This window comes from Sulfitobacter sp. R86518, from assembly GCF_042466275.1.
GTDB lineage: Bacteria > Pseudomonadota > Alphaproteobacteria > Rhodobacterales > Rhodobacteraceae > Sulfitobacter > Sulfitobacter pontiacus.
In genome coordinates this window covers 97,113-111,181 of record NZ_JAXHCA010000010.1, presented here as the reverse complement: position 1 = coordinate 111,181, position 14,069 = coordinate 97,113, and the positions used below count along the sequence as shown (strand labels likewise).

18 protein-coding genes are annotated in these 14,069 nt (G+C 57.6%); 5 read left to right on the top strand and 13 right to left on the bottom strand.

What is annotated here, in order from left to right:
• Window positions 1–80: 80 nt before the first annotated feature.
• Genes fliP through fliF form a run of 4 tightly spaced genes read right to left on the bottom strand, consistent with a single transcriptional unit; the run spans window position 81 to window position 3,581 of the window.
• On the bottom strand, window positions 81–905 hold the full coding sequence (gene fliP, locus SJY36_RS18625; protein WP_005849053.1) for a flagellar type III secretion system pore protein FliP: 825 nt from the start codon (window positions 903–905) through the stop codon (window positions 81–83).
• A complete protein-coding gene (fliN, locus tag SJY36_RS18620) occupies window positions 905–1,249 on the bottom strand; it encodes a flagellar motor switch protein FliN (protein ID WP_064216629.1) in 345 nt (114 codons plus the stop codon). The genes fliP and fliN overlap by 1 nt, the downstream gene beginning before the upstream one ends.
• Window positions 1,249–1,890: a flagellar motor switch protein FliH gene (locus SJY36_RS18615; protein ID WP_386176837.1), complete on the bottom strand. Its 642-nt coding sequence runs from the start codon at window positions 1,888–1,890 to the stop codon at window positions 1,249–1,251. Before SJY36_RS18615 ends, fliN begins: the two co-directional genes overlap by 1 nt.
• Window positions 1,887–3,581: a flagellar basal-body MS-ring/collar protein FliF gene (gene fliF / locus SJY36_RS18610; RefSeq protein ID WP_386176836.1), complete on the bottom strand. Its 1,695-nt coding sequence runs from the start codon at window positions 3,579–3,581 to the stop codon at window positions 1,887–1,889. Before fliF ends, SJY36_RS18615 begins: the two co-directional genes overlap by 4 nt.
• Before the next feature lie 135 nt (window positions 3,582–3,716).
• On the opposite strand from fliF, the gene fliL reads away from it, so the two are divergent.
• From fliL to SJY36_RS18590, 4 genes are read left to right on the top strand one after another with little or no spacing between them, the layout of a single operon-like run.
• Complete coding sequence (gene fliL, locus SJY36_RS18605; protein WP_386176835.1) at window positions 3,717–4,355, top strand: flagellar basal body-associated protein FliL; 639 nt, start codon at window positions 3,717–3,719, stop codon at window positions 4,353–4,355.
• A gap of 9 nt (window positions 4,356–4,364) precedes the next feature.
• Window positions 4,365–5,321, top strand: coding sequence for a flagellar motor switch protein FliM (locus SJY36_RS18600; RefSeq protein WP_386176834.1), 957 nt, complete (start codon window positions 4,365–4,367; stop codon window positions 5,319–5,321).
• Window positions 5,305–5,676: a flagellar motor switch protein gene (locus tag SJY36_RS18595; RefSeq protein WP_386176833.1), complete on the top strand. Its 372-nt coding sequence runs from the start codon at window positions 5,305–5,307 to the stop codon at window positions 5,674–5,676. The genes SJY36_RS18600 and SJY36_RS18595 overlap by 17 nt, the downstream gene beginning before the upstream one ends.
• Window positions 5,677–5,679: 3 nt before the next feature.
• Window positions 5,680–6,342, top strand: a complete 663-nt coding sequence (locus SJY36_RS18590; RefSeq protein ID WP_005849044.1) for a MotE family protein — start codon at window positions 5,680–5,682, stop codon at window positions 6,340–6,342.
• Here the strand turns inward: SJY36_RS18590 and SJY36_RS18585 are convergent.
• From SJY36_RS18585 to SJY36_RS18545, 9 genes are read right to left on the bottom strand one after another with little or no spacing between them, the layout of a single operon-like run.
• Window positions 6,339–7,466 carry a flagellar biosynthesis protein FlhB gene (locus SJY36_RS18585; protein ID WP_386176832.1) on the bottom strand — a complete coding sequence of 376 codons (1,128 nt, stop codon included), beginning with the start codon at window positions 7,464–7,466 and terminating at the stop codon, window positions 6,339–6,341. The genes SJY36_RS18590 and SJY36_RS18585 overlap by 4 nt on opposite strands.
• 2 nt (window positions 7,467–7,468) lie before the next feature.
• Window positions 7,469–8,224 (bottom strand): flagellar biosynthetic protein FliR, encoded by a 756-nt coding sequence (locus SJY36_RS18580; RefSeq protein WP_005849041.1) that lies wholly within the window; start codon window positions 8,222–8,224, stop codon window positions 7,469–7,471.
• Between the two features lie 6 nt (window positions 8,225–8,230).
• Window positions 8,231–10,321 (bottom strand): flagellar biosynthesis protein FlhA, encoded by a 2,091-nt coding sequence (gene flhA / locus SJY36_RS18575; RefSeq protein ID WP_386176831.1) that lies wholly within the window; start codon window positions 10,319–10,321, stop codon window positions 8,231–8,233.
• Between the two features lie 2 nt (window positions 10,322–10,323).
• Window positions 10,324–10,740, bottom strand: coding sequence for a hypothetical protein (locus SJY36_RS18570; RefSeq protein ID WP_386176830.1), 417 nt, complete (start codon window positions 10,738–10,740; stop codon window positions 10,324–10,326).
• The gene (locus SJY36_RS18565; protein WP_386176829.1) at window positions 10,730–11,113 is read right to left on the bottom strand and encodes a hypothetical protein; all 384 of its coding nucleotides are present in this window, start codon (window positions 11,111–11,113) and stop codon (window positions 10,730–10,732) included. The genes SJY36_RS18570 and SJY36_RS18565 overlap by 11 nt, the downstream gene beginning before the upstream one ends.
• Window position 11,114: 1 nt before the next feature.
• Window positions 11,115–11,384, bottom strand: coding sequence for a flagellar biosynthetic protein FliQ (locus tag SJY36_RS18560; RefSeq protein ID WP_005849035.1), 270 nt, complete (start codon window positions 11,382–11,384; stop codon window positions 11,115–11,117).
• Between the two features lie 39 nt (window positions 11,385–11,423).
• The gene (locus SJY36_RS18555) at window positions 11,424–11,741 is read right to left on the bottom strand and encodes a flagellar hook-basal body complex protein FliE (protein ID WP_005849033.1); all 318 of its coding nucleotides are present in this window, start codon (window positions 11,739–11,741) and stop codon (window positions 11,424–11,426) included.
• 9 nt (window positions 11,742–11,750) lie between these two features.
• Window positions 11,751–12,161 (bottom strand): flagellar basal body rod protein FlgC, encoded by a 411-nt coding sequence (gene flgC / locus SJY36_RS18550; RefSeq protein WP_074636865.1) that lies wholly within the window; start codon window positions 12,159–12,161, stop codon window positions 11,751–11,753.
• A 14-nt stretch (window positions 12,162–12,175) separates the two neighbouring features.
• Window positions 12,176–12,529 carry a flagellar basal body protein gene (locus SJY36_RS18545; protein WP_037942041.1) on the bottom strand — a complete coding sequence of 118 codons (354 nt, stop codon included), beginning with the start codon at window positions 12,527–12,529 and terminating at the stop codon, window positions 12,176–12,178.
• Between the two features lie 62 nt (window positions 12,530–12,591).
• Here SJY36_RS18545 and SJY36_RS18540 point away from each other — a divergent pair, with 62 nt between their 5' ends.
• Complete coding sequence (locus SJY36_RS18540) at window positions 12,592–13,983, top strand: FliI/YscN family ATPase (RefSeq protein WP_386176828.1); 1,392 nt, start codon at window positions 12,592–12,594, stop codon at window positions 13,981–13,983.
• The last annotated feature ends 86 nt before the right edge of the window (window positions 13,984–14,069 follow it).

Genomic DNA, 14,069 nt, shown 5'->3' with positions numbered 1-14,069 from the left:
ATTCCCGCAGGCTGGATATTATCGCACAAGGATAGCCGAAACTATTCTTGTTTGACATGGCTATTTATGACCGCGGCGGTTTATCCGGAAACGTAGGATTGAATCAGCGATCCAGCCAGCATGTACCACCCATCGATCAGTACGAAAAAGATGACCTTGAAGGGCAGCGAAACCAACACGGGCGGCAGCATCATCATGCCTGCGCTCATCAAAACCGATGCCACAATCAGGTCGATCGCGATAAATGGAAGGTAAATCAGGAAGCCGATGGTAAACGCGCGACGCAGCTCTGAAATCATGAAGGAGGGCACCAGCACCCGCCAGCTTGGCAGCGCAGCAGGCCCGTCCGAGGGCGGTGACGCTTCATCCGCAATATCAGTGAAAAGCTGGAGATCCTTGTCGCGCGTATTCACCAACATGAAGTTGTAAAACGGCTCGGATATATTGCGTACGGCTTGCTCTTCGATGATGGCGTTTTCCATCAAGGGGACCAGCCCGCCCTCCCACGCATCCTCGAACACCGGCTGCATCACAAAGAAGGTCATGAATAGCGCCATAGCGTTCAACACGATGTTCGGCGGCGTTTGATTCAGCCCAAGCGCAAGCCGTAACATCGAGAAAACAATGACAAATCTGGTGAAGCTCGTGACCATCACCAAAAGCCCCGGTGCCACGCTCAGGACCGTAATGATCGCGAACAGCTGGATCAGACGGCCCGACAGGCTGGCCCCCTCGTCCGTGCCCGGCGTTACGTCACCGAAAGCCGAAGAGAGGTCCCGCACCATGCTGCCAAGGTCTGCCTCTTGCGCCCATCCAGTCGATGCGGACGCGACGACACCGGCCAAAACCAAGGCCAGACCACACATCACGCGCGGTGCAAACAGGGGCAGCAAACGGGGGGACATCAGATTTCTGAGACGAAGTCTTTGACGATCTCACGCAGCGCAACTCCAAGGGAATCCCCCTGCACGCGCACCAGATCACCGCGCGCGACCATGCGATCGTTAATCATGATGTCGACGGGTTCACCCACGCGGCGGTCAAGCTCGATCACCGACCCTTTGGTCAGGTTCAGCAACTCCGAGATCGGCATACGGCTGCGCCCCAGAACGACACGGACGTCCAGTTTGACACCAAAGATCGCATCGAGGCTTTTGCCATCCAGACCCGCCGGCGCTTTGGTTTCTGCATCCTGAGCGTTGCTATCGGTCAGGTCTGCTTGGGTTTTATCCTGGTCATTATGTAGCATTATTCAGCAATCCTTGTGGTTGCGGTCAGTTCAACGGCGGCGGTTTGCAAGGCGCTGCGCACGGCCGTGGTTGCCTCTTCGAGATCGTATTCCAGCTTCCCACCCTGCCAGACGACCCGCGCCGCACCACGGGGAAGATCGCTATCCGCGACAATCTTGATCGACGCGGCGTCTGTTGATGCAGGTAGCCAAACCGGCGGCGCGGCCTGCAGCCGTGCGGCGACTTCGGGGCAGGCGGTGATGGACAGAACCGGTGTACTGCGGCTTAGGGCGACGCTTTCACGGATGCGGCCAATGGCCAGATCGACGCCGTAGTTTTGCAGCAACTCTGGTACAAGCCGGTCGCCGATGCCGAGGAAGAGTTCCACGATATCCGTCTCTGTTGCACGGCATTGTCTCGTATCTTGCGCGATCAGCGCGTCAAGCTGCGCACGGATTTCAGCGCTCTCCGCCTCTAGTCGTGCATCCTCTTGCGCGTCAAACTCCGACTTTGCATCTTGCTGCCCGACGGCGCGCCCGGCATCAAAGCCCTGCTTGCGCGCTTCGGCAAGACGCAGGTTCAGCTCTTCCTCGTCGATTGTAGTGACGGGCGCCGCGGGCGCATTGTCGCTGTCAAAATTTCGGGCGAAAAGATCGATCATGCGCCTGCCTCGGCAGGAAGCCATGACCGGATCACGCGCAGAACCTCTTGGGGTTTCTCATCTGCAAGCTGTTGGATCGTCTCGATCTTTTTCTTGTGCAGATTCCCGCGAATGCCTTCCTTGCGCACGTATTCAGCCACTTCAGCAGCTTCGATATCCTCATCCGTGACAGTCAGCGGGTCGTCATCCTCGGCAATATCCGCGACGGCTGGCGTGGTGCCAGGCAGCTTGGGGCGCTGGCCTTCCGCTGTCAGTGCGGCGGGTTCGGCGGCCTTTTCTGCGGTCAGGGCGGGATCTTCGTAACTGTTGAGCTGATCGCCTTCGCTGAACTTGCGCAGCATGGGCCGCACGCCAAAGACGAGGATCAGGCCGACAACCAGCAGGGCCAGAACACCGCGCACAATAGACACGACATTCTCGGTCAACTCATCCCCGATAGATTTGTCGATCGGATCGCCCAGATCCATCGAATAATCCATGAACCGCATACTATCGACAGAGACACTATCCCCGCGGGTAGTGTCGAATCCCACGGCAGTTTTGACCAGTTCCCCAAGCCGCGCGAGCTCTTCCGGCGTGCGTTCGGCGTAGATCACATCGGACCCGTCAACGTTGTAGATCCCATTCACCAGAACCGCGACCGACATGCGCCGCACGTCGCCGGCTTCGCGCACGATCTCGCGGCGGGTGTTGCCGATCTCGTACTGCACGATCTCGTCAGCTTCGGAGCGGCGGGTCGATGTCCCTGCCCCGTTGCCATCAGCCAAAGCCGCAGGGATGTTGTTTTCCACACCAACGTTGCCTGCCTCTTTCGTGCCGGTCTGGTCTTCGGACTTCGTCTCGGTCGACCGCACGACCTGCTGGTCGGGGTCGTATGTCTGCTCGACAATGACTTCGCGCTGCGTGGTCAATTCGACGTTCACATGAACGCGCGCATTCCCCGCGCCGACCCGCGCTGTCAGGATGTTCTGGATCTCTTGCGACAGGCGGTCTTCAATGCCTGCTTTGGCGGATTGGACGCCGCCTTGGCTGCTGCCGTCCGGCCCTTCCGCCAGGATCGTCTCGCCACTGGCCGACAGAACGGTGACGCGCGAAATATCCAGATCAGCAACGGCAGAGGCGACCAGATTGCTGACCGCCACGGCCTGCTTGCGGGTCACCGCACGGCCAGATTCCGGGCGCAGGATGATAGAGGCGCGCGGCGCAGGCGCATCGCGGGAGAAAGGCTCGCGGTCGGGCAGCACCAGATGAACCCGCGCAGACGAGATCCCGTCAAGCGTCTGGATGGAGCGGGCGAGCTCCCCCTCCATCGCGCGCATCTTATTGATCTTCTGCAGGAAGGAGTTCATCGCCAGCCCGCTGCTTTCGTCGAACAGCTCCCATCCCGGATCCCCATCAATGGGCATGCCGGTCTCCGCCAAAACCATACGCGCCCGCACCGCGTCCCCGCGGGGAACCGAGATGCTGGTGCCGTCTTCAGAGACCATCGCGTTGAAGCCGGCGTTTGCCAGCGTCGCCTCGATCGAATTGGCGGAGGTGATCGACAGATTCGAATAGAGCGGCGCGTAGTCCGGACGGGTCACGGCACCAATGCCGAGAATCATCAACAGCACCACACCAATGCCCGCCCCACCAAGCATCATGAGCTTGTTTTTACCGAGCGACTTGAGATTGTCGATTAATCCTTGCATGGGGCCCCTCAGCATCGATTTGTTGTGAATATATTGATCAATTCATGCCTCAAGGCAAGTATTAAACAATTTTTAACCTTGTGTTTTTGCCCTTAAAAGGGGAATGTGGCATTAACACCAAGTTAAGGTTTCCACATGGCCGACAAAGCGAAAAAAAAGCCAGCTGCGGCAAAGCAGGCAGCCTCTGCTGACGCAGCGGACCGGCCACGCGGGTCGCGTAAAATGCTGATCGCGGCCGCGCTCATGTGCGTGGTATCCTTGGGTGGCGGCTTTTTCCTTGCCCGTGCGGCCTACGTCAAAGACACCGAAGCCTTCGAACCCGAGTATAAAAGCGAAGAAGCCGATCAGACGGACACCAAGGATGATCACGCCGACACGGAAGATCATGGTAAAGACGATCATGCCAAGGACGAGGGTGATGCCGAAGACCACGCCGATAACACCAAGGCCGCAAGCACAGGGCTGATTGATCTGGGCGAGATGCTGACAAACATCCAAGGTTTCGATCAGAACGGCACCCCGACATCGGCGTTTCTTAAGGTGAACCTGATGGTCGCCTACCGGCCCGATGCGGGCGCGGACAAGCTAATGGTCGAACGCCAGCCCTTCATGCGCGATCTTTTCAACGGCTACCTGCGGGGGCTGACCGAAAACGACGTGCGCGGCATGGCGGGCATTCTTTATGTCAAGGCCGAACTGCTGAAACGGGCGCGCGCCGCCGTGGGCAGCGATCTGCCGCAGGAAATACTGATCAAAGACCTGATCGTGCAGTAGGAGGCGGCGATGAGCGAGAGCGACACAACAGCACGGCGACCCGACGAAGCAGGCAGCACCCTGATCGACGAAATCATCCGCATGTCGGATTTCACCTTTGATCGCCTGCCCATGCTCGACATCATTGGCGATCGCATGGTCGAAAACCTGTCGGTTGCCCTGCCCGACCTGATGCGCGCCATGTGTGAAGCCTCACTGGCCTCGCTTGACTATATCCCCATGGGCAAAGTGATCGAAGGGCTGCCCAAGCCCACGTTTCTGGCCGTTGGCACAGGTCATCCCTTTGTCGGTGAAATCCTTGTGGTGATGGATCAAGCGGTGCTTATGACCGCGGTTGAACTGATGCTGGGCGGGAACGCCACGAACGTCGATCTCGACAACACCGATCCCTTTACCGCGATCGAGCTTGGCTTTGGCGAACGGCTCGCCTCTGCCGTCTTTGCCGAGCTTGAGCGGTCTTTGTCGGTTGTGGGGGCGGCGAACCTCGAACTCGATCGCATCGAAACCGAGGCCGAAGGTGCCGCGATTGCCAAAAACACGAGCCTTTGCGCGCGGTTACGGCTGTCGTTGACCCTGGCAGGGAATACCGGAAACCTTGATCTTGTTATCCCCTATGACGCACTTGAACAGATCTTGCCCGACTTGGGCAAAGTCTACTTCGGCGACCGTATGGTGTCGCAAGACCAGTGGCGCGGGTTGATCGGGGCGCAGATCGAACGGGCGAACGTCGATCTGGATGTCGTCCTGTCCGAAAACGTCTTCCCGCTCCAAAAAATCATGTCATGGCGGCCCGGCGACACCATTGATTTCGGCATCGAGGAAGGCCGCGATGCCACTGTGACCTGTGCCGACACCCCGATGTTCAACGTGTCGTTGGGCAAACGCAACAACGGCTATGTGGCTGTGCAAATTACCGAAAAGCTGGAAATTCTGGAGGACCACGAAGATGATGGCAACGATAATTGACAGCCTGATCGTCGTATTGCTGATCGGCAGCATCGGCTATGGCTACGTAGTTTCGATGAAATTGCGCAAGTTGACGGCGACGTTGAAACAGCTTGAACCGCTGGTCGAACAATTCTCCTCTGCGGTCGATAAATCCGAACAATCTGTGCACCACATGCGCGAAAGCATCGAAACCGCGCAACGTGCGCCGACCCCCGTCGAAGCGCCTACCCCGCCCGAAGAAACAGCCGCCTCTTTCGCCAGCCGCCGCGCGAGCAAGCAAGCGCCGGCAGAACGCAATGGCGTGCGCGTGGTACGGGATAAAAAAGAGATGGTGCGCGCGTTTTTTGAAAATTCTTCTGCGGCAAAGGGCTGATAGATGTTTGGACCAGGTATGTTGAACGGGAAAATTATCCTTGGGGGGCTGGCCCTGACGCTCTGCGCCAAAGCCGCGCTATCCTTTCCTGAATTGCCCTTGTTCAAGGATAGTGCGCTGCCGCAGCAGCCGATGGTCGTTCTTGCCGCTGAAACCAAAGAGGAAACGGGCCTGCAACCGGTTCAGGATGCCCCGCCGCTGGTGGGCAACCTGCCCGAACTTTCAAACGGTTGCGAAGCGCCCGAAGACGTTTTGATCTCGCTCACAAAAGAGCGCGAATTGGTGCGGTTGCAGCAGGAAGAGCTGGAAAACCAACGTGCTGAATTTGCGCTGGCCCGCGAACGGCTTAACATCGAGAAAGCATCTCTGACCGAGCTCAAGACCTCTATCGAGGATCTGCTGGGCCGCGTTGATGCAGCGCAGACCGAAGACCTTGATCGTCTGATCCAGCTTTACACGAATATGAAGCCGACCGATGCGGCGCGTATCATGGATGATCTGGACATCGAGACTACGATTATGATTCTTGGTACCATGAAGCCAAGAACAGCCGCGCCTATCCTTGCAAAGATCCCGCCTGTACGAGCGCGCGCCGTCTCCAAAATCATTCTGGAACGTTCGCAGCTTCCGGCGGACCAAGATCTTACAGGTATCAAGCTTCGTTAATATGGATCGGTCCGCAGGGTAGACCCCTGCGGTGCCGCCCGCTTTTTATTGTTGCGCAGGTCAAAGACGAAGCTGATGATCTCGGCGACAATTTCCCAGTGGGCGACGGGAATGACCTGATCGACGTCGATCTCGTCATACAGCATTCGCGTTAACGGTTTATTCTCGATCATCGGAATATCGTGCTCCGCAGCCACTTCGCGGATGCGCCGCGCCAGATGATCCGCGCCTTTGGCGATACAGACCGGGGCCATATCCTGCGCCGGGTCGTATTTCAGCGCGATTGAATAATGGGTCGGGTTGGTCAGAATGACATCCGCCAAAGGCACAGCAGTGATTGTACGCTGTTGTGACAGCTCGCGCCGGCGACGCGCCCGTTTCTGCCGGATTTCGGGGGAGCCTTCGGATTCCTTATGTTCGTCCTTGATGTCTTTCTGGCTCATCCTTTGCTTGCGCCGCCAATCAAAACGACGCCACAGGATGTCGGCAATCGCGATTGGCACAAGCAGAATTGCAGCCGCAATCAACAGCTTAACAGCAGCGGCGGTCAGATAGCCGGGCAGATGCTCGGGGATAAAGCCCGACGAGGTCCAGATGCGCCGCACCGCTTCATTCGTGAACCACACGGCAAGCCCACCGATTGCCAAGACTTTTACGATACTTTTCGCGAATTCGACCAGCGCATTGGCCGAAAAAAGACGCTTCAACCCCTCCAGCGGTGACAATTTGGAAAGCTTTGGTTTGATACGCTCTGCCGCGACCACGGTTTCACCCTGAATCACAGCGCCAATCGCGCCGCCCAAAAACAAAACGCCAAAAATAGGAAGGACTGCCCCCACGATCATATAGAAGAATTCGCTCATGATTTGTCCCAGCCGGATCACCCCCGGCTCCCCCGTGGCGACCATTAGATTTGGGGCATGGTCCAGCAGAACCGACAGCGCGACGACGATTTGCGGGGCCTGATAGGGCAAGACCAAGGCGGCGATCCCCAACATCGCCACGACAACGACCATGTTCCCCGTCTCTTTTGAAGACGGGACATCCCCTTTCTTGCGCGCGTCCTTAAGCTTCTTTTCGGTCGGCTCTAGGGTCTTTTCCGTGCTGTCGCTATTCTCGGCCATGATTAGATCCTAAAGCCCATGATCCACTCCTGGAATCGCACTAGAAAGTAATCAAGCATGGCCGGCAGGGCGATAGCAAGGATCAGCAGCCCTGCCCCGATCAACAGCGATGCCGCCACGAAAAACACGGGCAGTTGTGGCATCATCCGGTTTGCCAGCCCCATGCCAAGGTTCAAAATCACACCCATCACAAAGAAAGGGGCCGCAATTGCCGTCCCGATATAAAGGCTCGCACTCGCGACACGGAGTATTTGATCAGCAAGATCGGCGAGCACGAACTGTCCGGGCGGGAACACCTGATAACTGGCAAGCAATGCGCGGATGATCAGATGATGGGTGTCTGTGACAAAGATCATGGTCACCGCGCTCATCAGCAGCAAGGTCGCCACCATCGTCGCGCCTTCAAACGACCCGAACGACGGACCAAAAGCGTTTGCCAAACCAGACACCTGCCCGACCTGGAACCCCGCGAACTGCAATGCTGACAACAGGATACGCGCACAAAGACCAATCCATAGCCCGATCAGCACCTCAGCGCCCAGCAGGAACACCGCGGTCACCGCGCTGTCGGGCAGCGCGCTTGCAATGGGCGTCAGTGGAAGCAGGGAAAGACTGATCAGCACTGCCAGGGACAGCCGCGGGCGCACCGGAATCTGCACCTCCCCAAACCCGGGCATGAACATCAGCGCCGTGCCAATGCGGGCAAACACCACGAAAAAAGAGAAAAATAGCGTCGAAATGAAGGGTTCGATTGCCACGATCGGTTAACCGACGGTGCCAACAGTACGTAGCGACGCTTTGCGGTGGACTTCGTTGTGCGAAATCACTTGGGTCATCGGGCTCACCCGTTCGAGGATCGACCGGACGTAGGGCCGCGCTTGCGGGCTGACCAAAATGGCCGGCCATTCATCTGCGCTCGAAAACTTTTGGATTTCCTTGCGTACTGCAAGAACAAATTCCTGCACCCGCGACGGCGACATCAGGAAGGTTTCTTCCCCGTTCGCTTTAGAGATCGAACTCGCAAGCTCGCGCTCCCAATCTCCACCCAGATTTATGACGGGCACATATCCTTGAGAATCCTTCAAGGATTGGCAAATTTGCTTGGCCAGTTTGCTACGGGCGTGCTCGATCACTGTGCGGATATTCTTGGACGTGGCGCTTGCCTCTGCGACCGCTTCGATGATCATCGACAGATTTCGGATCGACACCCGCTCTGCAAGCAGCGCCTGCAAGACGTGCTGCAACATAACAGCCGAACTGCTGTCAGAGCCGCTTGAAAGCAGTTTCTGATATTCCTTGCCCTGCCCCTCGATCAATTCCTGCGTTGCTGCATATGTCAGGATCTCGGGCATATGCTCTTTGATCACCTCGGTCAGATGCGTGGTGATCACGCTTTCCGGATCAACGACAGTCATCCCCTTGAGCTCTGCTTCGGATGCGCGCGTTTCGTCAACCCAGATCGCTTCCAACCCGAAGGTCGGTTCGCGCGTGCGTTTGCCGGGAAGGCTAATTTCTTGCCCCGACGGGTTGATCACCATCATCATCATCGGGTCCACTTCCCCACGCGCGGCCTCCACCCCTTGCAGGGAAATGGCGTAGGTATAGGCGGGAAGCTCCGCATCGTCCTTGATCCGAACCAACGGCAAGACAAACCCGAAGTCCTTTATAAACAACGACCTCAGGCTTTTTACCTTACCCGGCAGCGCCGCATTGACCGAGGTAATCATCGGCACGAGACCAGAGCCGAGATCCAGCCGGACATCATCAACGCGCAGCATATCCGACAGCTTGTCTTCAGCACTCTCAACAGGTGCCGCGTCGCGCGCGGCGGCGAGTTTCTCGGCCTTGTCCCGCTCTACAAAGGACTTCTGCATGATATAGCCAAAGCCCGCCATCCCGGCAGAGAGCGCGAGAAAGATCATCAATGGAAAGCCGGGCAGCCAACCGATACAGAATGTCAGCCCCGCCGCGACATACAAAGCCTTGGGAAAATTGCTGAGCTGCCCCAAGACGGCTTCATTCGCCGCACCCAGTGTTCCGCCCTTGGTCACCAGCAAACCAGCGGCAAGAGACACGACCAACGCAGGGATTTGCGTGACCAAACCGTCACCGATCGTTAGCACTGTATAGCGGCTCATCGCGTCGCCCACGCTCAGTCCGTGGCTGATCATACCGATCATAATGCCGCCAAAAACGTTGATCAGCGTGATGATCAACCCAGCAACAGCATCCCCGCGGACGAACTTGGACGCACCGTCCATCGCCCCGAAGAACGAGCTTTCTTCCTCGACCGTTTTACGCCGTAGTTTCGCCTCCTCCTCCGTAATGGCACCGGCGCCGAGATCGGCATCGATCGCCATTTGTTTGCCCGGCATCGCATCCAGCGAGAATCGCGCCGCAACCTCCGCGATTCGAGTAGAGCCCTTAGTGATGACGATAAAGTTAATGATCACCAGAATTGTGAAAACAATAATGCCGATGATGAAGTCGCCGCCCAGAATGAACTGCGAGAATCCCTCGATGACATTCCCCGCAGCGCCCGGTCCGTTATGACCTTCACTCAAAATTAATCTGGTGGAGGATACGTTGAGTGCCAGACGCAGCATCGTGACAACCAGCAAAAGCGTCGGAAAAGAGTTAAATTCCAAGGGTGTACCGATCCACAGGGCCACCATGAGAATCAGAACGGACAACGCGAGGGAAATCGCCAAACCCAGATCCAGAAAGAAGGGAGGCAAAGGAATAAACAACATCGCCAGGATGAGAACCATCCCCACGGCGAACCCGATGTCACGATTGGCACCGCTAAGCTTGGCAAAGCTGAAGGGCTGCGGATTTGTGTCTGGTGTCGCCACGCTCAGTTGACCTCTGCGTAATGGGGCAGGATGGGGGCCAACGCCTGCGTAGAATAGATAGACAGCGCGCCGCCCGCTTTGCCGGAGTTTGCACCGCTCAGATCGGCGCTCCAGTTGAAATCGGGCATCTCGCGGGTGACTGCAACCTGCTGCGGGATGCTATTGCCCGAACTAACATCGCTTGCAAAGCGGGTCAGAAATTCCTGAGCGATGCGCTGATTCTGCTGCAACTTCTGCAGATAAACAGCTTTGTAGCTGGGGTTAGACGAATGGTACCGGCCGGCAGCCTGCCACCAATCGCCTGTCTCGTGATATAGCGCGGTCAGAAAACGTGCGGCATAATCGACGTTATGCGCTGGCGTCGTCGCCTCTTCTAGCGAGGAGAACTGGTCGCCATGCCACCGTTGGTTAATCTGCATGCATCCCACATCCGTGGACCGGATGCCGCGGCCCTTCTGTCTCGCGCACATGCGCTTCTAATGCGAGTTTGCTGCCAAAGAACGTGCCGGTACCGTTTGTGTTTGCGGTCCACGGCCATACCACCAGCTTGTTGTTCACTTGACGGCCAGCTTCCTGAATCCCGATCGCCAACAACAGGTTACCGGGAATGTTATAGCGCTGTTCAGCCGAAAGGATCTCGTCCACGCAGACGCGCATCGGGTTTGACGTGGCGTTTTGCCGACCCAACTTCACGGCAGGAGCGGATGACGTGTAAAACCCCGTCCAACCGCCTTTGTCCGCCAAGGCAGAGACGGGCAGCGAGAGAACCATGAACAAGACGGTGAGCCGCACCCTAGAGCCCCCCGTTAGAAACAAGATCGAACACCCGGTCCGAGAGCCCGACAAGTGTCGAAAAAATAAAAGGAATGCTGATGGCGAGCGTCACAAAAATCGCGGCGATCTTGGGCACGAACGTTAGCGTCATTTCCTGAATCTGTGTCAAAGCCTGGAAAAACGCGATGGCAAGCCCGACGCCAAGCGCCACAACAAGCACAGGTGCCGATCCGATCAATGTCACGGTTAACGTCTGCCGGATGATTTCGTAGATAGTGACAGAATCCACAGCGGACCTCCGAAAAACATGGCGCGTGTTAACCTGACGTTAAACCGGCATACGCATAACTTCTTGGTACGCTTCCACCAGTTTGTCACGCAGCGCGACCGAAACCTGAACTGTCTGCTCCATCGCCATGGTGGCCTGAACAACCTCTTGCAGGCTGGCTTGCCCTGTCAGCCCCTTGATCGCCATCTGGTCGCCTTCGCGCACCGAATCCACGGCCTGCGACGCGGCATCGCCGACCATCTGGGCAAAATCTTTTGGGGCGGGGCCAGCGGGCTTTGCACCCCGCGTTTCGCCCTGCACCGTCTTTGCATAGGCGGCTTCAACGTAGGAAGAACGGATGGCGGAAAAATCTGTCATTCTGGCACCTTACTTCAACAGCTCGACCAACTGACGGCGCATGTCACGCGCCTTGTCCAGCATCGAAAGGTTTGCTTCATAGCTGCGCGCGGCTTCACGCATATTGCTCATTTCGATCAGCGGGTTCACGTTCGGCATCTTGATATAGCCGTTCTGATCCGCCGCGGGGTGCGATGGCTCATACCGCAGTGTGAAATCGGCATCATCCCGCAGCACGCCTGCAGATTGCACAATCGCTGCCCCCGTTGACGGATCCGTAGCGCTTTCAAAAGAAATCGTCTTGCGCTGATACGGGTCGCCCCCCGCCGTTTGCGCGGTCGAACTGGCATTGGCAAGGTTTTCCGAGACGATGCGCAACCGGTCACCCTGCGCCCGCATCCCGCTGGCTGCTGTTGCCGAAATTCTGGAAAGGGAATCCATCGCGCGTCTCTCCGTTATTTCCGGCCAGCGACGGCGTAGACCATCTCGTGCGCTTTGCGGTACAGGCTCGCGGCCATTTGGAACTGACCCGAGGCGCTGTTCGCCTCGACCAACTGCTCTTCCAGGTTCACGTTATTCCCGGTTGCCGTAGTGCCACCCAGAACCCGCGCCTCAACCACCTCGGCCTCCTGCAAACGTTGCGACCGACCTGCGTCTTCCAAATAGCTGGCAAAGCTTTGCACATCCTGCGCGCGGTATCCCGCAACGTCAGAATTCGCGATATTCTCTGACACGACATTTTGCCGCGTGGCAAGCCACTGCAAACGCTTGGGTGCAAGACTGAACAAGGATGTGGGATCTGTATTCATACTAGACTCATTATTTATCCTTGTTATATAGCAAGGATAGAATATTTTCGAAAGAGTATATTTTGACTTCTGCCTTCGCAAACCTGCAAAAGTCCATCTATTCATGCGCCAGCGCAAAGATCTCGGGCACCGTCAGGTCCATCACTGGCATGACCCTCACCGTCAGCGGGCTAGAGGCGATGGCAGCGATCGGCAGCCAATGCCGGGTGCACACCCCCGCAGGAGACATCGATGGCGAAGTCGTCAGCGCACAGGGCAGTGATCTATGCGTTCTGCCGTTCGGCACATGGGAGGGCGTGTCCGTCGGGAATACCGTCGAATTGATCGAGCATGACGATATGGTGTCCCCCGACGACAGCTGGATCGGCACGGTGGTTGATGCGCTTGGCCGCCCGCTCACGCAATATACCCGCGCGCGCCGCCCGCGCCGCAAAACCCGCTTTCGCGCCAACCCACCCGGTGCATTCGACCGCAAGAAAGTGGGCGAGAAGCTGGAAACACAGATCAAATGCATCGATATTTTCACACCGATTTGCCGTGGCCAGAGGATGGGTGTTTTCGCGGGTTCCGGTGTCGGCAAATCGACCATGATGGCCATGCTGGCCCGCAATACGGATGCCGATGTGATTGTCATCGGGCTGATCGGCGAACGCGGCCGCGAGGTACAACAGTTCATCCAGGAGGATCTGGGCGAGGAAGGCATGGCGCGCGCCGTCGTCGTCGTCTCTACCGGGGACGAGGCACCGCTGCTGCGCAAACAGGCCGCATTAACCACAACCGCGATTGCCGAATACTTCAAATCGACGGGTAAGCAGGTGCTGCTGCTGCTGGATAGCGTCACCCGTTTTGCGATGGCGCAGCGTGAAATCGGCCTCGCCCGCGGCGAGCCGCCAACCCTTCGGGGCTATCCGCCGTCGGTGTTCAGCGAACTGCCCCATCTGTTGGAACGCGCGGGGCCCGGCATGGCGGCAGAAGGTGATATTACCGGTCTTTATACGGTGCTGGTGGATGGGGACGATATGAACGAACCCATCGCGGATGCTGTGCGCGGGATCGTGGACGGGCATCTGGTGCTCGACCGGCGCATCGCCGAACAGGGGCGTTTCCCCGCGATCGATCTACAAAAATCGCTGTCACGGATGCTGCCGGGCTGCCACTCTCCCGAAGAATACGAGATCACCAAAGTCGCGCGCAAGGCCTTGGGCCGCTACGCCGATATGGAAGATCTGATCCGATTGGGGGCGTATAAAGCCGGGTCCGACCCGGAAACGGACCAAGCCATCACATTTTTCCGCGCGGCCAGCCCATTTCTGTCACAAAGCCGCGGCGACAAGACCCCAGCCGCCGAAGGCTTTGCCGACACCTACCGGATGATCCTTGAATCCGGCATCGATGACCCGCTGAGTAGTTTTTTCGAGGAACGCGCCCGCGCCGAAGCGACGCCAGCGCAATAAAAAACCGGCGGGACGTATGTCCAAGCCGGTGGCCACTTCGTCAGGGCCCCTCCCCACCAGTGGCGGAGAGGGGTTTTTTCATATAA